The following is a 20,436-nucleotide window of genomic DNA, read 5'->3' as shown; positions in this document are numbered from 1 at the left end:
GTCGTTTGATATCTTTTTTATGCTAGTTGGATAAATAAAATGATAAATAAATGAAAATTTTTCTTTCTTTTTGTGAATAATTATGATTTAATAGTAAAAATGGTTAAAAGAAGGAGAGATTGTTCGTGTCTAAGTATCAACGAAAAGTTTTAGTATCAACAGCAGCAGGTATCGGTTTAGAGAACATGGATATCATGTTTTTAGCATTCTCATTATCATCTATTATTTCATCACTACAGGTTACAAGTGCTCAGGCGGGATTTATTTCCACTATTACTAATTTGGGCATGTTGGCAGGTGGTATTTTTTTTGGTCTTTTAGCCGATAAGATAGGACGAGTCAAAGTATTTGCATATACAGTTATTACATTTTCTATTGCGTCATTATTAATGTTTTTCGCATCGAATATTTACCTAGTTTATTTATTTCGTTTTATAGCCGGAATTGGAGCCGGTGGTGAGTATGGTGCTTGTATGTCACTTGTTTCTGAAACATTTTCTAAGAAAAATTTAGCAAGAGCAACTTCTGTCGTAGCGATTGGTGGACAAGTAGGAGCAATTGTTGCGGCAGTTTTGGCTTCATTGATTATTCCAGTGTTAGGTTGGAAAATGCTGTATGTCATTGGAGTGCTACCAATATTTTTTGTTTTATTTATTCGACGAGGGTTGACAGAACCAGATAGTTTTAAAGAACGCCAAGAAAATGGTGAGAAACCAAAATTGTCATTATTATTTAAAGATGTACAAACCACTTGGCAGACAATCGGATTAACGTTGATGGTGACAGTACAGATTGCTGGCTATTTCGGGTTGATGAATTGGTTACCATCAATTATGCAGAAGCAATTAGGACTTTCTGTTTCTGGATCGTCATTATGGATGATTAGTACCATATTTGGAATGAGTTTAGGGATGTTAACATTTGGAACGGTGATGGATAAACTTGGTCCGAAATTATCATTTGCTGTATTTTTAATTTTTTCATCTCTATCAGTTTACTTGATTGTTTTAGCTAAAGGTCAGTGGAGTTTACTCTTTTCAACAATGTTAGTAGGATACTTCATTAACGGTATGTACGGCGGTTACGGTGCAATCATCAGTTCACTTTATCCAACAGAAATTCGGGCGACAGCTAATAACGTCATCATGAATTTAGGAAGAGCTATTGGTGGGTTTTCATCAGTCGTGATAGGATTTTTAATGGATAATTACTCGTTAACAGCTGTTGTAGTTTGCCTATCAGCAATTTACTTAGTGAGCTTATGTATTATGTTGACGATACCAGGATTTAAGTTGTATAAAGAAAGCTAGGAAAGATATTTGAAAATTATCTTTATATTTTCTTAAGCAAAAGTTTATATAAATTCATAAAAAAGGACATGGTTTGGTCATGGATTGAGACTATTATATAAACATACCAACGAAACAACCCTAACAAACTTTTTCATTTTATTTACTCCTCCAAAGTAAATAAACAACTCCTTTTTGCCACTAGAGAAATCTAGTGGCTTTTTTATTGTGTATAGATTACTTAATAACTGTTAACTGAATAATGAGTGAAATGAGTAAGTAGACACAGATAGGAATGTAAATTCTATTATCCATCTTGGCAAATAGGGTATCTTTTTCACGTTTGAATATGCCTAAACAGTTAAATTCACCAATGATTCTAGCAGTAAAAACAAAACAAGCTAACATCAATAAAATTGAGATAAAATTAGTATTTACAATGTGAGAGTGATAGATTATTTCTAAAAAAGTTAAGATGAAAAATGCAGATGCTACTAACAAGCACATTAAAGGACCTGGTTTTTTATTAAAGAATTGCAGTTTGAGGTTATATTTGTACTCTGGTAGCACATAATCTCCCAAAAGTTCTCCACCAATGGCCCAATAAACATGTAATAGACCTATACTGATAAGTAAAATGATAGATAACCAGAAAAAAAGAAACGCCATAGTAACACACCCTTTTTATGTATTTTTAATATTATTAGTGCATTAAGTATACGACTTTTATTCAACATTTAAAACGCATAACATAGTGTTTAAAGAGTTATCTTTACTTTTTCTTAAGTAAAACATCACAAAAAGAATAAAAAAAGACATCTTTTTTTCATAAATAGAGGTTATTATATGTTCATACCAACAAAACAACCCTAACAAAACTTTTTCATTTTATTTACTCCTCCAAAGTAAATAAACAACTCCTTTTTGCCACTAGAGGAATCTAGTGGTTTTTTGCTTTAACCATATAAAAAAAGCTGAAAAGAAAATTCTTCTCAGCTTTTTTTATTATTGTACAGTTTCCATTCTTTCTACATCAAATTCTTCACCTAAAGCATGAATTCTTTTCATCCATTCTTCTGGAGTAATGTCATTTTCAGTGATGTAACGATTTCTTTCGTGAATACGACAATCGTGAGAGCAACCACGCACATATTTTGCTTCATTTTCTTCAGAACATAAAATTTGTCGGTTACACTCTGGATTTCCACAGTTAACATAACGTTCACAAGGTGAGCCGTCAAACCAATCTACCCCAACAACAACAGGGTCAACATGGTTGATAGGAACACTAATACGTTCGTCAAACACATACATTTTACCATCCCATAATTCACCTTGAACTTCGGAATCATGACCGTAAGTAGCAATACCACCATGTAATTGACCAACATCATTGAAACCTTCACGAACTAACCAGCCAGAGAATTTTTCACAACGAATTCCACCAGTACAGTAAGTCACAACACGTTTATCCATGAATTTTTCTTTGTTATCGCGGATCCATTGAGGCAATTCTCTAAACGTACGGATGTCTGGACGAACAGCTCCTCTAAAATGACCTAAATCATATTCATAGTCATTTCTTGCGTCAATGACGATTGTATCTTCATCTAAGATTGCTTCTTTAAATTCTTTGGGAGATAAATAGTTTCCAGTTAATTCTAATGGGTTGATATCATCTTCTAATTTTAAAGATACTAATTCTGGACGTGGGCGAACGAACATTTTTTTGAAAGCTTGTTCTTCAGCTGGGTCGATTTTGAAGAATGTATCTTTAAATTTTTCATTAGCATGCATATAGTCCATATAACGTTGTGTATCTTCTGTTAAACCAGAAATAGTTCCGTTAATCCCTTCATTTGCGACTAAGATACGGCCTTTAAGATTCATAGATTTACATAATTCTAAGTGCTCTTTAGCAAATTCTTCAGGATTTTCAATAGGGACATATAAATAATATAATAATACTTGATACTTTGACACTGTAATTCCTCCTAGAGTTTGTATCAGATAATTATAGAGAAAAGTCTTAAAAATAGCAATATTGATGTTTTTTTCACAAGTATATATAAAGATATTTAAATAAAAAAGTTGACGATTTTTGATTTTAACGTTATCTTACTAAGAGTAGTGCTTGAAAGGAAATAACAAGATGAAAATATGGCATGAATTAAAGAAACAGTGGCGGTACATGGATGGTGTGGTTATTATTTGTTTGATAATCTTATCATTTGTTCCGTATATAGTATTTGGAATGAATCAAGCAAAAGAAAAAGATAATAGCGGAACGATCGCTATAGTAACGATAAAAGGTAAAGAAGTTGACCGGTTTGAGTTGAATGAACATACAAAACATTTTGAAAAAACGTATTATCCAGGTGGAGATAAGTACAATATTGTTGAAGTTGATGGCACTCGTATACGGGTAAAAGAGGACAATAGTCCAGATCAGATAGCAGTTATGACTAGCTGGATTAGTCGAGTGGGGCAGACAAGCATTTGTTTACCTCATCAACTTGTTATAGAAATTAAAGCGAAAAATCCAGATAATGATGAAGATGAGATGATTATGACGTACTAAAAACTCTTACGAAAAAGTAAGAGTTTTTTGTTATAATGAAGTTAAATAAGTGAGGTGCAGTGATAATGAAAAAAACACATTATTTGTATATCATTTTAGGTATTTATTGTATATTGTTACTAATTTCTGGAAAAGTATGGTTTATGGTGGCCTATTTATTTTTGTTATCTATTGCTAAGTATTATTCAGTTAAACGCAATAAAGACTTAAATTACATGTGGTATCTTGTCGAGAGAAAGGGCCTTTCGTTATCAGAGTTGAGTGAATTGTCGGGTATAGGTAAATTGGACTTAAAAGCGACACAATCTGATGAATCTGGAAGATATATACCTCCACCCAAAGTCGTTAAACAAATAATCATAAATCTTGAGAATTATAGTGAGTAATAGAATAAGAATTCTGTATTATCATTTGTAGAGAATATTGTATTATGATATAGAATTAAAAAAACGAGGCTGACCCAAAAGTCTCTTAACGAAAATTAAAAGGAACAAAATTATTTTTGATTTTGTTCCTTTTTTTGACGTAAAAAATAGCACTATCCTATATAATTAAAGTGACGAAACCAACTAAAAAGGAGTGCTATTTATGTATAAGAATTATAACACGAAACAGGTTACTTTATCACTGAATTTAGATATTTATTTAGAAGAAAATGATATCGCTTTTGCGATTGATGAATTAGTAGAAAGTATCCCTGTGGATGTGTTCTCAGTTTTTGAGCATCGAATGGGAACTTCGTCTTATCATCCAAAAATGATGTTGAAGCTTATTCTGTGTGGCTACACTCAATCTATTTTTTCAGGAAGAAAGATAGAAGCTATGTCTAAAGATAGCATTCGTGCCATGTGGTTAACGCAATCACAGACACCTAACTTCAGAACAATTAATCGATTCAGAGTGAACCCACTGGTTCAACCGATACTTCAAGAATGTTTTATTCAATTTAGAAATCAGCTTGTTTCTCAACAATTAATTGATGAAGAAGCTATTTTTATTGATGGAACAAAGTTAGAAGCCAACGCAAATAAATATACCTTCGTTTGGAAAAAGAGCACACAACGTTATGAAGAATCTTTGAGAGAGAAGTCAAAGTCCTATTATCAACAACTTGTGGAAGAGCAAATTATTCCATCTATTTGTTCAGAAGATGATGAGTTAAACACAGAAAATTTAAAACAAATCATTGATGAGTTGGAAATGAAAGTAAGTGATTTAAGTACTAAAATTGAAAAGACTTCAGATGTTCAAGAGAGAAAAGAACTTCGTTCTGAGCGTAAAGAGCCTAAAAAAGCATTGAAAGCTTTTTCTAACTTTATCTATAGAAAGAAAAAATATAAAGAACAACATGATATTTATAACGGTAGAAATAGCTACTCTAAAACAGATCATGATGCCACTTTTATGAGAATGAAAGATGACCACATGATGAATGGTCAGTTAAAACCTGGATATAACGTTCAAATTGCAACCAATCATCAATACGTTTTAGCATATGAAACATTTTCAAATCCAACGGATTTTAAAACAATGATTCCCTTCTTAGATACTATCAAGAAATCTTATTTTGACTTACCTAAATACATTGTGGCTGACGCAGGTTATGGTAGTGAAGAAAACTATCAAGCAATTTTAGATGATTTTGAAAGAACTCCATTAATTACTTATACAATGTATCAGAAAGAACACACTAAAAAATACAAACAAAATCCATTTATTCCAGATAACTGGATTTATAATGAATTGGCAGATACTTATATTTGCCCGAATAATCGAGAAGTCAAATTTAGAAATTACTCTACTCGAGTGGATAAATCTGGATTCAAAAGACAACTTAAAATGTATGAATGTGAGTCTTGTTTAAATTGCCCAGTTAGAGCATTATGTACTCGTGCGAAGAGTAGTAAAAATCGAGTGATTCAAAAAAATGGGAATTGGGAATATTTTAAGGCTCATGTAAGAGAGCTTTTGAAAGAGGATGTCACAGGAGAAATATACCGTCAAAGAAAAATAGATGTTGAACCAGCCTTTGGAAATCTGAAGGCTAATTTGGCATTCAATCGATTCTCTGTAAGAGGAAAAGATAAGATTTCACAGGAGCTGGGATTTGCGTTAATGGCACTAAATTTAAGAAAACTGAGAAAAAATAGGAAGGATATTAGTAAGAGATCACGAAAAAACAAGCATTCTGAAATGAGAGTTTTCATTTTGGAATGCTTGTTTTCTGTAAAGAGACTTTTGGGTCAGCCTCTAGACTGCTATAAGTACACAAGCAAGCGTACGACTTGTACGGGTTATGTCTCATAATGAAGTCTGTTTTTATTTTATCATAACCGTTCGAAAAAACAACTTTAAATATTCGTTTTGAAACGAGACAATTAGAGAATTACTTTAGCCTCTATTAACAAAGATAGAACTATATTTTTACACTATTTTTAAACATTAATATTGCTATTTTGATAAGATATCTTTTCAAAAAATGTAACTTTTACATTAAATATGCTGTCCACCTTTTTGGTAGATTTTTATTAAGACTCCTGTAATGGCACTAACCACAATACCGGCTACTAGTGCTTCTGGGACACCATTAATAAAAATAACACTTAAAACAGCTTTATAAAGGCCTGACCCAATGGCTACCCCTTTTAATTGAGAGTAAGCATCTTGGAACAAGAGATAGATTAAGTTCATCACGAGTAAGGTATTGATCATTGAAGCAGCCACACCTGAGAAAAAGAGTGACAATCTATCAGGTAATTTATTGGTAGATGTTAACCATTTATAGACAAAGTAAGGAACTACACCAGTTAAAATTCTTGGAATGAGAGCAATGACGACTGCCCAAAAGCTACCATTATTTGTTCCAATGACTGGGACAAATGGTGAAAAAGCAAAGGATAAGGCAGAAGGTGTCATAGTATTAATGATCATGCTAAGTAATCCAAATGATAATCCTAAAAAAGCACCAATTCTAGGTCCTAAAACAATACCGCCAATGATAACAGGTATATGCACGAGTGTTGCTTTTATAAACCCTAAGTTAATAAAGCCTAGTGGGGTAAAAGAAAATAAAATGATAATCGCTAAAAATATAGCAGTTAATGTTAAACGTCTTGTTTTCACAATGGGACTCCTTTTATTTGTTAATTAATTGATTTTTTATGATTTCGACAATCACATCGACATCAGCTAATGCGCCTTTACCATAATCACCACACGCCAGTAAACTTTCTTTTGGCTCTATGATTTTATAACCATCGTCTTCTAATTGGGTTAGATTTCGTTGCATAGCTGGATTAGTGTACATGTATGTGTTCATAGCTGGAGCGATGAACTTTGGTATATCATGAACAGCTAATGCAGTTGTGGATAGCATATCATCGGCAATACCATTTGCCATTTTACCAATAATATTGGCAGTGGCCGGTGCAACTAAAAATAAATCTGCTCGTTTAACGACATCAATATGATTAATGTCACTTGGATTATGTTCATACATGACATCTGTATGAACTGTTTCTTTCGATAAAACTTGAAGTGTCAAAGCTGGAATAATTTTTGTGCTATTTTCTGTCATAATGACTTCCACGTCAATTTGCTGTTTTTTTAAACGGCTGATAATATCCGCTGCTTTATAAGCTGAAATACTTGCTGAAACACCTAACAATACTCTAGGCATCATTTACACCTCCTGTAAACTAAGCATTAATAGATTAGTCGCGATATCTTGTTTTGTTTGGCATCGTTTTTTGATGCCATTTTCGTCAATAATTAATGCTTCATGCTTATCGGCTGAAATATTTTCTAAGTCATTAGCCACAATATAGTCAGCCTTATTTTTTTTAATACTATCTGTTGCAGCTACGACTAAGTCAGAATTATCTACGTCAACCAATAGCTTAAATCCAATAAGTTGGGTAGTTGGTTGCCATTTTTTTATAGAATGAATCACTTTAGGTGCTTTTTTAAGCGCAATGATTAGTTGCTCAGATGTTGAGCGTATTTTTTTTTCTTGTGTGTGTGTTGCTAATGAATGAGACACAAGCGTTTCTTTTATCAATTGTTCCAAGTCTTCTTCGTCAGAAATGTTTTTCGTCGAAATGATGTGGGCTAAATTTTTTGCTAAGTCAACTTCTGACGTTGTATAGTCTAGTTCATAGTCACTCACTGCCATACTATGGATGACTGTATGAATAGTCGTTGTTGTTAGTAATTGCTTCATCGTTTTTTCTAAATCTCTGACAGAAGAGATAGGGAAAAAAGTTATATTAGGATTATCTGGCAAAGCAGCTTTTGGTCCATGAATATAAAAAATATGGTCGACATGGTCACTAAATGTTTCAGCGATTACTTTACCTAGCGAGCCTGTCGCGTGATTTGTTAAGTTTCTAACAGAATCAATGGCTTCAGATGTTCCTCCTGCAGTAATTAATACATTCACTTTAGAGCACTCCTTTTATTGTGTTAAATCAACTAATTTACTTTTCTTATCAGTTGAGATGGTTATATTTAATAATTGTGTTGCTAGTTTTTGAACTTCTATAGGATATACTTTTCTACACCAATGTGACAAGACAGGGACATTAGACCCTATTTTTAGTACTGTTGCTTGACATCGTTTAACAAATAATTGTTGGTCTACAACTAAACCAGAATAAACGATGGTCACTGGAGTTTGCTTAGTTGATTGATAGCATTCAGCTTGTTTTTTTGCGCGTATATAACCAAGTGGGCCAAATCTGGCTGATAAAAAGAGATAAGGTATATGATGAGTTTCAGCCCACTGACTGATAAGTTTATTTGGTCTAATAATACTATTTTCATAGGTTTTGTTTTTTGTTGGTGTTAATATGCCAATCAAATTCATACAATAGTGTGCGGTTGTTGGGAGCTGACTTTGCCAAAGTTCTTTTTGATCTATTTTACTAGCGATCCAAGTCATGTTCGCATGATTGATCCATTGTTCATTTATATCGGGTTTTCCATGCGTTGAAACACTGTAAACTAGGTAATCTTTTTCTAACGCTTTTTGACAGATATGTCTACCAATAAAACCGCTTCCTCCAAAGATAATTAACGATTTTGACATAGTAAGTCATCCTTTCAATAAACACTATTTTTATCATTCTAACATAAAAAGAACAGAATGAAAGATAGAAAAAATTTTGATTTCTTTTATTTAGGTTTGAAACTTGTTAAAATATATAGGTAGCTAATTAGAAAAGAGGAAAATAAATGCGTTTATTATTTGTTGGAGATGTTGTGGGGTCTTTAGGGAGAGAAACTTTAGGCACCTATCTACCAAAATTAAAGAAAAAATATCGTCCCCAAGTAACAATTGTTAATGGTGAAAATGCCGCGGCAGGTCGTGGGATTACAGAAAAGATATATAAAGAAATCTTACAAGATGGGGCAGATGTCGTGACTTTAGGTAACCATGCTTGGGATAATCGAGATATTTTTGAATTTATCCAGGACGCAAAAAAAATGGTGCGACCAGTTAATTTTCCTAAAGAGACAACACCTGGACAAGGGATTGTTTATGTTAAAGTCAACGCGATAGAATTAGCTGTTATTAATTTACAAGCTAGGACATTTATGACACCAATAGATGATCCGTTTGATGTGATAGATAAATTAGTTGAAGAAGCTTCAAAAAGAACGTCACATATTTTTATTGACTTTCATGGGGAAGTGACTAGTGAAAAACAAGCAATGGGTTGGTTTTTAGATGGTCGTGTATCTGCTGTTGTAGGAACACATACTCATGTACAAACAAACGATGCCCGTATTTTACCAGATGGGACAGCGTATTTATCAGATGTTGGAATGACGGGGCCTTATGATGGAATCTTAGGGATGGAAAGAACGGCAGTTATTGAAAAATTCCGTACGGCTTTGCCTCATCGATTCGAGGTTGTCACTAGCGGTCGATCCATTTTATCATTTTGTGTGATAGACATTGATGATAAGACTGGAAAAGCAACAAAGATAGAAGCAAATACAATAAGTGCGGATTGTCCATTTAGAGAATAGATAAAGAGAGGAGCTTTTATGGATGGAAAAAAGAGAAGTCTATGACGATAATATTAATCATTCACTATCAGAACTACTTGATAGTCTTGAAAAACATGACACCATAAAAGCTTATAAAAAAATCGAGAAAAAAATTGATGAACATGATGGTTTAAAAGAGATGGTAGAAGACATCAAGAAACTTCAAAAAGATGCGGTCAAATATGCTCACTATGACAAACCCAATGCAGAAAAAGAGGCATTACGTCAAGCAGATGAATTACAAGAAGCATTTGATAATCATCCGCTCGTTTTAGAATACAGAGAATGTTTAGTTGAAGCCAACGATTTATTGCACCATCTCACCTCATTATTGCAAAATAGGGTTAATGATACATTAGAAAAAAAGTTAAATGAAAAATAGTAGGGAAGTGATTGTGTGCCACAAAAAACAAAACACACACCCATGATGCAACAGTATTTTGAGATAAAATCGCAGTATCCAGATGCTTTTTTATTTTATCGTTTGGGTGATTTTTATGAAATGTTTTACGAGGATGCCGAAAAAGTCTCACAGTTATTAGAGTTGACGTTGACTAGTCGAAATAAAAATGCGGAAGATCCTATTCCAATGTGTGGGGTACCACATCATTCAGCAGCCAATTATATCGATATTTTAGTAGAAAAAGGCTATAAAGTGGCTATCTGTGAACAAGTTGAAGACCCTAAAACGACTAAAGGTATGGTGAAACGAGAAGTCGTACAGTTAGTGACTCCAGGGACGGCTTTAGGAAAACAAGAGTCTGATGCTAAACAAAACAATTTTTTAACAGCGATTGTTTATGATGAAAAAAGTAGTCACTATGGTTTTTCATATACAGATTTAAGTACAGGTGAAATAAAAGTAGCGACATTATTTGATATGGAGACTGTCCAAAATGAATGTAGTGCGCTAAGAACAAAAGAAATTGTAATCGGCAGCGAATTGCCGCAAGAGTTAGTAGACTGGTTTGATATGCAATCAATCGTTCAGTCTATACAAAAAATAAGTGAACCCGATGCTCAAGTGAGTTATTTGATGGAAAAGGTAGAGGATAGTTTAGCTAAAGAATCAATCAAAACATTGTTCTCTTATCTTTCGGATACTCAAAAAAGACAATTAAGTCATCTGCAACAAGCTCAAGTCTACGAACCCAGTCATTTTTTAAAGATGGACTATTACTCTAAATATAATCTAGAGCTAACGCAATCGATTCGTTCAAAAGATAAAAAAGGGACACTTTTATGGTTGCTTGATGAGACACAAACAGCCATGGGTGGCCGTTTATTAAAACAATGGATTGATCGTCCGCTACTCAAATTATCTGCCATTAACGAGCGACAAGAAATGGTTGATAGTTTAGCTAAAGCTTATTTTGAGAGGATGGACTTAAAAGAATATTTACGTCACGTGTATGACTTAGAACGTCTAGCTGGGCGAGTGGCATTTGGAACAGTCAATGGCCGCGATTTACTCCAATTAAAACAATCTTTAGAACAAATTCCTATGATTCAATCGATTATTAATGGTTTAGACAATGGTCAATTTGGGACATTGTTAGAACAAATAACACCAATGGATGATTTGGTAGAGGTAATTAAACAGTCAATTAATGAAGAGGCTCCTTTATCTATTACAGAGGGGAATGTCATTAAAGATGGGTATAATAACGAACTAGATACCTACCGAGATGCGATGAAAAATGGGAAACAATGGTTAGCAGAAATGGAAGCGAAAGAACGACAAGCAACAGGCATTAAAACATTAAAAATTAAATTTAACCGAGTGTTTGGTTACTTTATTGAAGTGACGAAAAGTAATATTCAAGATGTGCCAGCTGATCGTTATGAAAGAAAGCAAACATTAGCCAATGCAGAGAGATATATCACACCAGAATTAAAAGAGATGGAAACTCTTATTTTAGAGTCACAAGAAAAATCACAAGATTTAGAATACCGTTTGTTTTTAGATGTGAGAGAAATCGTTAAAGAATCGATTGACCGTCTGCAATCATTAGCTAAAGCGGTAGCAACCTTAGATATTTTGCAAGGTTTTGCTGAAATCAGTGAAAGATATCAATATGTTCGACCAGAAATGACCACTGATCAATCAGTCATTCATATTGAAAATGGTCGTCACCCAGTGGTCGAAAAAGTGTTAGGTAGTCAAGAGTATGTCCCTAATAGTATTGATATGGACCAAGACACAATGATTTTACTCATTACTGGACCAAACATGTCAGGAAAAAGTACTTATATGAGGCAACTTGCTTTAACGGTTATTATGGCGCAAATAGGTTGTTTTGTTCCTGCAGAAACTGCTACTATCCCAATATTTGACCAGATATTTACACGTATTGGAGCATCGGATGATTTAATTTCTGGACAAAGTACGTTTATGGTCGAAATGATGGAGGCTAATCAAGCTTTACGTTTTGCTACCCCGAATAGCTTGATTTTGTTTGATGAATTAGGTCGTGGAACAGCAACTTATGATGGTATGGCTTTAGCTCAGTCGATTATTGAGTATATTCATGAATATGTGGGCGCTAAGACGTTATTTTCAACACATTACCATGAAATTACTGTACTTGAAGATGAGTTGTCTGGTGTGAGCAACCGACATGTTGGTGCAGTAGAAGAAAACGGTGAGGTGGTCTTTCTTCATAAAATGATGGAAGGACCGGCAGACAAAAGTTACGGAATTCATGTAGCAAAACTTGCGGGTTTACCTACTAATTTATTGAAAAGAGCATCTGACTTATTGGCAAATTTTGAGTCACAGGCTGTACATACTACAGAAAATGATAGAGTAATCATAACTGAAGAAGTCGATACTACTCCTTTAGAAGAAGGTGCTCAATTATCTTTATTTGGTGAAGAAACACCAGAATCAAATGACGTAATTAATGATATAAAGCAGTTAAACTTATTAAGTGTGACACCGTTAGAAGCATTAAATATATTGTCAGAATTACAAAAAAAAGTGCAGTAAAAGGAGGCTAGAAGCATGGCGAAAATTGAAGAACTATCACAAATTTTAGCAAACCAAATCGCTGCCGGTGAAGTCGTTGAGCGTCCTGCTTCGGTCGTCAAAGAGTTACTTGAGAACTCGATTGATGCTGGTAGTACAAAAATTGATATTTTTATCGAGGAATCAGGATTAAAAAAAATCCAAGTAATTGATAATGGAGAAGGAATTGCAACAGATGACGTATTAAATGCTTTTAAACGGCATGCAACAAGTAAGATTCATAATCGTGAAGATTTGTTTCGTATCCGTTCCTTAGGATTTCGTGGAGAAGCCCTACCAAGTATTGCCTCAGTTTCTGAGGTGACATTAGAAACTTCAACTGGTGAAGAAGGCAGTTATCTTTTTTTATCTGGAGGGATTGTAAAAGAACATAAGCCTCACTCACTTCGTAAAGGAACAAGTATCACTGTAGAAAACATATTTTTTAACACCCCTGCTAGATTGAAATATGTGAAGACATTGCAGACTGAGTTAGCCAATATAGGAGATGTGGTAAACCGTTTGGCAATGAGTCATCCTGATATTGCATTTTCTTTGACTAATGACGGACACCACATGTTAAGAACACTGGGAAGTGGAGATTTAAAACAGGCGATTGCAGGAGTGTATGGTGTTAACACAGCAAAAAAAATGATTGAAGTTTCTGGTACTGATTTGGATTTTAAATTAAAAGGGTACATCTCTTTACCAGAAGTCACACGAGCGAGTCGAAATTATATTTCTCTTATTATTAATGGACGCTACATCAAGAACTTTATTTTAAATAAAGCGATTGTGGCTGGTTACGGCTCTAAACTGATGGTAGGGAGATTTCCGATTGCTGTTTTATCAATAGAGATGGACCCTTTATTAGTGGATGTGAATGTTCATCCTACTAAACAAGAAGTACGGTTAAGTAAAGAAAAGGAATTAACACGACTAATTGAGACAAGTATTGCTAAATCACTTGGTGAAGAAGTACTTATTCCGCGTGTTAATGAAACAAAACCATTTCAAAAACAAGTAGATACTATAAAAGTAGAACAACAACAATTACCTTTTGAACAATCGGCTAAACCGTTTGAGAGAAAACAACAGATAAAAGATACTAATCTAGCTTATGACTCTTCAACAGGTGAGTTTTACTTAAAGAATAACGAAGAAAAAGAATTATTTAAAGAGGCCAAAGACTATACAAATGGTGTGTCTGAAACGCTTGATGAAACTACAGACTATGTGTCAGAAGCCGTAAGTCGTCCTTCAGAAGATAGTACTATAAAAGATGACGTAGTAGCTGATTTTGACACTCACGACATATCAGAAGAACAGAGCACACATGATTTTCCTCATCTTGACTATTTTGGTCAAATGCATGGTACGTACCTATTTGCTCAAAGTGATGAGGGACTCTATATTATTGATCAACATGCCGCTCAAGAACGTATCAAGTATGAGTATTTTAGAGAGAAAATTGGGGATGTTGGCGAAGATAAACAGCAATTACTTGTTCCAATCATTTTAGAGTATTCAATTGATGATTATTTAAAAATAAAAGAAAATTTAAATGTATTTGAAGAAGTAGGAATTGAACTAGAGGACTTTGGACAGCAAAGTTTTATCATTCGTTCACACCCAGCATGGTACCCAGCCGGAAAAGAGGAAGCTACTATTCGTGAGATGATTGATATTTTTCTAGAAGAAGGGAAAGTAGATGTTAAATCGTTTCGTGAAGCAACAGCTATCATGATGAGTTGTAAACAATCTATTAAAGCCAATCATCATTTGGATGAAAGACAAACAAGAGCTTTGCTAGATGAATTAAAAACGTGTGAAAACCCATTTAATTGTCCACATGGTCGCCCTGTTTTGATTCACTTTACCAATCAAGACATGGAAAAATTATTCAAACGAATTCAAGAGCCCCATTAAGAAAGAAGGATGTATATGATATTAGCATCAGCATCACCTAGAAGAAAAGAATTATTATCGTTTGTCACGAGTCATTTTACGATTAGTCCAGCTGATATTGATGAAACAGTTAATGTAGGTGAAATGCCTAAAGAGTATGTTCGTCGTATGGCTCGAGAAAAAGCTAAAGAAATCGTTAAACTTTATCCTAATGAAACAGTGATTGGTTGTGATACAACGGTTGTGTTAGATAATGATATTATGGGAAAACCAATCGATGAAAAAGATGCTTATCGTATGTTAGAAAAGCTAAGTGGGAACACTCATCAAGTTATGACAGCTGTTTGTGTGATAACACCTGAAAAAACATATGAACAGGTTGAAATTGTTGATGTGTTATTTTATGATTTAGACTCTGAAGACATTACAGGATACATTAAAACTGGAGAGCCAATGGATAAAGCAGGTGCTTATGGCATTCAAGGCAGAGCCAGTGTCTTTGTAAAAGAAATTAAAGGAGATTATTTTTCTATCGTAGGTTTACCAGTAGGGTATCTAAATCAGTTATTTAAACAATTAGGAAGGTGAGACAGTTGGCAAATAAAGAAGAGTTAAAGCAAAAATTGACACCATTACAATATCAAGTCACACAAGAAAGTGGAACTGAGCGACCTTTTTCTAGTGAGTATGATCGGTTTGATAAAGAGGGCATCTATGTTGATATTGTAAGCGGCGAGCCATTATTTTCTTCAACAGATAAATACGACGCAGGATGTGGATGGCCGTCATTTACTAAGCCTATCGCAACATTACAAGAACTTGAAGATACAACACTTGCTAGAGTAAGAACAGAGGTAAGAAGTTCTAAAGCAGATTCTCATTTAGGGCACGTGTTTCCAGATGGCCCACAAGATAAAGGTGGGTTGAGATATTGTATTAATGGTGCGGCTTTACGCTTTGTACCAGTTGAAGAGTTAGAAAAAGAGGGATACAGTGAGTATCTGGCTCTTTTTAACTAATTAAAGCTTCCCATGTTTATGGGGGCTTTTTTAGTTAGGAAAGAATAGGATAAATGTGTGAGATATGGTACAATTTTAGGGAACATGCGTACGTGAAAGGAAGAAATAATAGTGTATGAATACATCAAAGGGGTAGTAACATTTACGAGCCCTTATTATATAGTCATTGAAACAAATGGCCTAGGTTATCAAATTGCTGTGGCGAACCCGTTTCGCTATTCAGCTCATTTAAATCAAGAAGTAACCGTTTATTTGCATCAAGTCATTCGTGATGATGCTCATTTACTTTATGGGTTTGCTACACTTGAGGAAAAACAATTATTTTTAAAATTAATTAGTGTTTCAGGAATTGGACCCAAAAGTGGGTTAGCTATCATGGCGTTAGACGATCATGCAGGATTAGTTCAAGCAATCGAAGCGCAAGACGCAACGTATCTAACGAAATTTCCAGGCGTCGGGAAAAAAACGGCGCAGCAGATGATTTTGGATTTACAAGGAAAATTAGATGATGTGGCCATCGAAGTACCCGAAACAAGTGCTATTTTAACACAAGAAGATTTATTTACAGTGGAGCCAACACAACAACTAGATGAAGCAATCGAAGCATTAAAAGCACTTGGTTATTCTGAAAGAGAAATTAAGAAAATTAAAAAAGAGCTTGAGAGTTATCAAGACAAGACAACGGATGAGTATTTACGTATTGGGTTGAAATTATTAATGAAAAAGTAAGGACTGATAAAGAAAATGTCAGAACAAGATGAAAGACTTGTCTCTTCTGAAACATTAGACACAGAAGAATTGGTAGAAAAATCACTTAGGCCAACTAGATTATCGCAATACATCGGCCAACAAAAAGTGAAAGAAGAGTTGACAATTTATATAAAGGCTGCAAAACAACGAAATGAAGCACTCGACCATGTCTTACTTTATGGACCACCTGGATTAGGTAAAACAACGATGGCGATGGTTATCGCTAATGAAATGGGCGTTAGTATTAAGACAACGAGTGGCCCGGCTATTGAAAAGCCAGGAGATTTGGTTGCAATACTAAATGAGTTAGAACCTGGTGATGTCTTATTTATCGATGAAATCCATCGTTTGCCACGAGTTGCTGAAGAACTGTTGTATTCAGCGATGGAAGATTTTTATGTGGATATTATGATTGGACAAGGCCCAACATCTCACCCTGTCCATTTTGAATTGCCTCCTTTTACATTAGTAGGGGCAACGACACGAGCAGGTATACTATCAGCTCCTTTAAGAGATCGTTTTGGGATAATTTGTCACATGGAATATTATAATGAAGAGGATTTGAAAGAGATTGTCATTCGTTCGTCAGATATTTTTGATGTGATAATTGAGGAAAGTGGTGCGTATGAAATTGCAAGACGTTCGCGTGGCACACCACGTATTGCTAATCGCTTGTTAAAACGGGTGAGAGACTTTGCACAAGTCACTGGTGAGGGAATCGTAACCAAAGCTATTTCTGATAATGCATTAAAAATGCTTCAAGTAGATGATAAGGGACTAGATTATGTCGATCAGAAATTACTTCGTGCGATGATTGAGTTATACAATGGTGGACCAGTTGGGTTAACGACCATTGCTGTAAATATCAGTGAAGAACGTGAAACAGTAGAAGACATGTATGAACCTTACCTTATCCAGAAAGGGTTCATCAAACGCACACAAAGAGGACGTATCGTAACAGAATATGCGTATCAACACTTAGGTTATCCTTACAATCAAGAAAGTTAGACTATCAGACTGTTTTTATTTGAGACTAAAAGTGTTAAAATACAACAGGAGAAGGAACAGAAAGGAAATAGGTGAGGATATGACATTAAAAACCTCTGACTTTGATTTTGATTTACCAGAAGAACTGATTGCACAAACGCCACTTGAAAATCGTGCATCATCAAAGTTATTAATATTAGATTCTAAAACAGGAGCAATTGAAGACACTCAATTTCCTGCGATTATAGATGAATTAAACGAAGGAGATGCTCTTGTTATGAATGATACAAGAGTTCTTCCTGCTAGACTTCACGGAGAAAAGCCTGATACAGGTGGACACCTAGAAGTGTTATTACTAACAAATACTACTGGAGATACATGGGAAACGTTAATTAAGCCAGCGAAACGTGCCAAAAAAGGAACGGTGATTTCGTTTGGTAATGGCGCTCTAAAAGCAGTCGTTGATGAGGAATTAGAACATGGCGGTCGAATGATTACCTTTTCTTATGATGGTGTGTTTTTAGAAATTTTGGAATCACTTGGAGAAATGCCATTGCCACCATATATCAAAGAAAGACTAAGTGATAATGACCGTTATCAAACGGTTTATGCCAAAGAAAATGGATCAGCTGCCGCTCCAACAGCCGGTTTACATTTCACACCTGATGTTTTGAAAAAAATAGAAGAAAAAGGTGTTAAGCTAGTCTATTTAACCCTTCACGTTGGACTTGGAACGTTTAGACCAGTCAGTGTCGATGATGTAGAAAATCATAAAATGCATAGTGAATTTTATCGTTTAACAAAAGAAGCAGCCGACACGTTGAATACTGTCAAAGAGCAAGGTGGAAAAGTTGTGGCAGTTGGGACAACGTCGATTAGAACACTTGAAACTATTGGGACAAAATTTGACGGCAAATTACAAGAAGATAACGGCTGGACTGATATTTTTATTAAGCCAGGCTATGAATTTAAGATAGTGGATGCATTTTTAACTAATTTCCATTTACCAATGTCAACATTGATTATGTTAGTTAGTGCGTTTGCAGGAAAAGAACATGTGCTTCATGCCTATGAACATGCTGTAAAAGAAAGATATCGCTTCTTTAGTTTTGGGGATGCGATGTTTGTTAAATAAAGAAAGAGAGAAAAGACATGACAGAACCAGCAATTAAATATCGATTGATTAAAAAAGAAAAACATACTGGTGCAAGATTAGGTGAGATTATTACCCCTCATGGAACCTTTCCAACACCAATGTTTATGCCAGTAGGAACGCTTGCGACTGTAAAAACGATGGCACCAGAAGAACTAAAAGAGATGGGTGCCGGGATTATTTTGAGCAATACGTATCATTTATGGTTACGGCCTGGTGAGGACATTGTCGAAGGCGCAGGTGGCTTACATAAATTTATGAACTGGGATCAAGGGATTTTAACAGATTCTGGTGGATTCCAAGTATGGTCACTATCAGACATGCGTCAAATTGAAGAATCAGGGGTACATTTTAGAAACCATTTGAATGGCTCTAAGATGTTTTTATCACCAGAAAAAGCGATTCAAATTCAAAATAAATTGGGACCAGATATTATGATGAGTTTTGATGAGTGTCCGCCATTCCAAGAAAGCCATGACTACGTGAAAAAATCGATTGAAAGAACATCACGTTGGGCTGAACGTGGACTAAAAGCTCATCAAAATCCTGATAGACAAGGGTTATTTGGTATTATTCAAGGTGCAGGGTACAAGGATTTACGCGAACAAAGTGCACGTGAATTAGTCGGATTAGACTTTCCTGGTTATTCTATCGGAGGATTATCAGTAGGAGAGCCTAAAGAAGAGATGAATAAGGTGCTTGAATACACCACACCACTGATTCCAGAAAATAAACCTCGTTACTTAATGGGAGTTGGAACACCAGATTCACTGATTGATGGCGTGATTCGTGGGGTTGATATGTTTGACTGTGTGTTACCAACACGTATCGCAAGAAATGGGACATGTATGACCAGTCAAGGACGTTTAGTTGTAAAAAATGCGAAATTTGCTGAGGACTATCGTCCAATTGATGAAAAATGTGATTGCTACACTTGTCGAAATTACACACGAGCTTACATTCGTCATTTGATTAAGTGTGATGAAACGTTTGGTATTCGTTTGACGTCTTACCACAATCTATATTTCTTGCTTAATACAATGAAACAAGTAAGACAAGCGATTATGGATGATAATTTATTAGAATTTAGACAAGCATTTTTTGAAGAATATGGATTTAATAAAGAAAATGCCAAGAATTTTTAAAATTTGCAGAATTTTTGTAGTTAAACAAATAAAAATTTGTTACAGTTATAGGTGAGTGAAAAAGAAAGAGGTGAATTAAGTTATGCAAACATTGATACCATTAATATTAGTCATGGGTGGGATGATGTTTTTTATGAGTCGATCTCAAAAGAAACAACAGGCTCAACGTCAACAAGTATTGGATAGTATGCAACCAGGTAGTGAAGTTGTCACTATTGGTGGTCTATATGGAATCGTTCATGAAGTAGATAAAGACAAAGGAACAGTTACTCTTGATTGTGAAGGGATTTATTTAGAATTTGAACGAGGATCTATAAGAACAGTTAAGGCTCCAACAACACCAACTACAACAGAAGAAGTTGTAGAGGTTGTTGAACCCGAAGTTGAAGTAACTGAAGTTGAAGTGGTCGAAGAACCAACATCTGATGAAGAAAAAAAAGAGAATGAATAAGAATGAGAAGAGGCTGACCCAAAAATCTTAAAATAGAAAAATCCCATGAAATCAGTTTATTAAAACACTGACTTCATGGGATTTCT

The 20,436-nt window shown here is 34.7% G+C and carries 21 protein-coding genes; 15 read left to right on the top strand and 6 right to left on the bottom strand.

All coding sequences use genetic code 11. The annotated features are described in order from the left end of the window. Positions 1–125 precede the first annotated feature (125 nt). On the top strand, positions 126–1,310 hold the full coding sequence (locus JNUCC83_RS08060) for an MFS transporter (RefSeq protein ID WP_454459534.1): 1,185 nt from the start codon (positions 126–128) through the stop codon (positions 1,308–1,310). A 216-nt stretch (positions 1,311–1,526) separates the two neighbouring features. Here JNUCC83_RS08060 and JNUCC83_RS08055 read toward each other — a convergent pair whose 3' ends face one another. Further along, positions 1,527–1,958 carry a DUF3995 domain-containing protein gene (locus JNUCC83_RS08055; protein WP_454459533.1) on the bottom strand — a complete coding sequence of 144 codons (432 nt, stop codon included), beginning with the start codon at positions 1,956–1,958 and terminating at the stop codon, positions 1,527–1,529. Positions 1,959–2,294: 336 nt separating this feature from the next. After that, positions 2,295–3,272, bottom strand: a complete 978-nt coding sequence (trhO, locus tag JNUCC83_RS08050) for an oxygen-dependent tRNA uridine(34) hydroxylase TrhO (RefSeq protein WP_454459532.1) — start codon at positions 3,270–3,272, stop codon at positions 2,295–2,297. A 169-nt stretch (positions 3,273–3,441) separates the two neighbouring features. On the opposite strand from trhO, the gene JNUCC83_RS08045 reads away from it, so the two are divergent. The 3 genes from JNUCC83_RS08045 to JNUCC83_RS08035 all read left to right on the top strand — a co-directional run bounded on the left by JNUCC83_RS08045 (position 3,442) and on the right by JNUCC83_RS08035 (position 6,177). Beyond that, the gene (locus tag JNUCC83_RS08045) at positions 3,442–3,870 is read left to right on the top strand and encodes a NusG domain II-containing protein (protein WP_454459531.1); all 429 of its coding nucleotides are present in this window, start codon (positions 3,442–3,444) and stop codon (positions 3,868–3,870) included. A gap of 65 nt (positions 3,871–3,935) precedes the next feature. Beyond that, entirely contained in the window at positions 3,936–4,256 is a 321-nt protein-coding gene (locus JNUCC83_RS08040) for a hypothetical protein (protein WP_454459530.1), read from the top strand. Between the two features lie 202 nt (positions 4,257–4,458). Beyond that, entirely contained in the window at positions 4,459–6,177 is a 1,719-nt protein-coding gene (locus JNUCC83_RS08035; protein WP_454459529.1) for an IS1182 family transposase, read from the top strand. A 186-nt stretch (positions 6,178–6,363) separates the two neighbouring features. Here the strand turns inward: JNUCC83_RS08035 and JNUCC83_RS08030 are convergent, their stop codons facing one another. Genes JNUCC83_RS08030 through JNUCC83_RS08015 form a run of 4 tightly spaced genes read right to left on the bottom strand, consistent with a single transcriptional unit; the run spans position 6,364 to position 8,959 of the window. After that, on the bottom strand, positions 6,364–6,996 hold the full coding sequence (locus JNUCC83_RS08030) for an ECF transporter S component (protein WP_454461348.1): 633 nt from the start codon (positions 6,994–6,996) through the stop codon (positions 6,364–6,366). 10 nt (positions 6,997–7,006) lie between these two features. Beyond that, entirely contained in the window at positions 7,007–7,549 is a 543-nt protein-coding gene (locus JNUCC83_RS08025) for a phosphopantothenoylcysteine decarboxylase (RefSeq protein WP_454459528.1), read from the bottom strand. Positions 7,550–7,552: 3 nt separating this feature from the next. Further along, entirely contained in the window at positions 7,553–8,311 is a 759-nt protein-coding gene (locus JNUCC83_RS08020) for a phosphopantothenoylcysteine decarboxylase domain-containing protein (RefSeq protein ID WP_454459527.1), read from the bottom strand. 15 nt (positions 8,312–8,326) lie between these two features. After that, positions 8,327–8,959, bottom strand: coding sequence for an NAD-dependent epimerase/dehydratase family protein (locus JNUCC83_RS08015; RefSeq protein ID WP_454459526.1), 633 nt, complete (start codon positions 8,957–8,959; stop codon positions 8,327–8,329). 146 nt (positions 8,960–9,105) lie between these two features. Between JNUCC83_RS08015 and JNUCC83_RS08010 the strand changes: the two genes are divergently transcribed. The 11 genes from JNUCC83_RS08010 to yajC all read left to right on the top strand — a co-directional run bounded on the left by JNUCC83_RS08010 (position 9,106) and on the right by yajC (position 20,350). Then, positions 9,106–9,906: a TIGR00282 family metallophosphoesterase gene (locus JNUCC83_RS08010; RefSeq protein WP_454459525.1), complete on the top strand. Its 801-nt coding sequence runs from the start codon at positions 9,106–9,108 to the stop codon at positions 9,904–9,906. A gap of 22 nt (positions 9,907–9,928) precedes the next feature. Next, positions 9,929–10,309 carry a YlbF/YmcA family competence regulator gene (locus JNUCC83_RS08005; protein ID WP_454459524.1) on the top strand — a complete coding sequence of 127 codons (381 nt, stop codon included), beginning with the start codon at positions 9,929–9,931 and terminating at the stop codon, positions 10,307–10,309. A gap of 15 nt (positions 10,310–10,324) precedes the next feature. Further along, complete coding sequence (gene mutS / locus JNUCC83_RS08000; RefSeq protein ID WP_454459523.1) at positions 10,325–12,919, top strand: DNA mismatch repair protein MutS; 2,595 nt, start codon at positions 10,325–10,327, stop codon at positions 12,917–12,919. Between the two features lie 15 nt (positions 12,920–12,934). After that, a complete protein-coding gene (gene mutL, locus JNUCC83_RS07995; protein WP_454459522.1) occupies positions 12,935–14,866 on the top strand; it encodes a DNA mismatch repair endonuclease MutL in 1,932 nt (643 codons plus the stop codon). A 9-nt stretch (positions 14,867–14,875) separates the two neighbouring features. Further along, entirely contained in the window at positions 14,876–15,433 is a 558-nt protein-coding gene (locus JNUCC83_RS07990; protein ID WP_454459521.1) for a Maf family protein, read from the top strand. 5 nt (positions 15,434–15,438) lie between these two features. Next, on the top strand, positions 15,439–15,864 hold the full coding sequence (gene msrB / locus JNUCC83_RS07985; protein ID WP_454459520.1) for a peptide-methionine (R)-S-oxide reductase MsrB: 426 nt from the start codon (positions 15,439–15,441) through the stop codon (positions 15,862–15,864). A 111-nt stretch (positions 15,865–15,975) separates the two neighbouring features. Further along, on the top strand, positions 15,976–16,593 hold the full coding sequence (gene ruvA, locus JNUCC83_RS07980) for a Holliday junction branch migration protein RuvA (protein ID WP_454459519.1): 618 nt from the start codon (positions 15,976–15,978) through the stop codon (positions 16,591–16,593). Positions 16,594–16,608: 15 nt separating this feature from the next. After that, a complete protein-coding gene (gene ruvB, locus JNUCC83_RS07975; protein WP_454459518.1) occupies positions 16,609–17,622 on the top strand; it encodes a Holliday junction branch migration DNA helicase RuvB in 1,014 nt (337 codons plus the stop codon). 79 nt (positions 17,623–17,701) lie between these two features. Beyond that, positions 17,702–18,736, top strand: a complete 1,035-nt coding sequence (queA, locus tag JNUCC83_RS07970) for a tRNA preQ1(34) S-adenosylmethionine ribosyltransferase-isomerase QueA (RefSeq protein ID WP_454459517.1) — start codon at positions 17,702–17,704, stop codon at positions 18,734–18,736. Positions 18,737–18,753: 17 nt separating this feature from the next. Beyond that, complete coding sequence (gene tgt / locus JNUCC83_RS07965) at positions 18,754–19,899, top strand: tRNA guanosine(34) transglycosylase Tgt (RefSeq protein ID WP_454459516.1); 1,146 nt, start codon at positions 18,754–18,756, stop codon at positions 19,897–19,899. 82 nt (positions 19,900–19,981) lie between these two features. After that, positions 19,982–20,350: a preprotein translocase subunit YajC gene (gene yajC, locus JNUCC83_RS07960; protein ID WP_454459515.1), complete on the top strand. Its 369-nt coding sequence runs from the start codon at positions 19,982–19,984 to the stop codon at positions 20,348–20,350. Positions 20,351–20,436 lie beyond the last annotated feature (86 nt).

The sequence above is a fragment of the Vagococcus sp. JNUCC 83 genome, from assembly GCF_053667615.1.
This window is presented reverse-complemented; position numbering and strand designations above follow the sequence as displayed.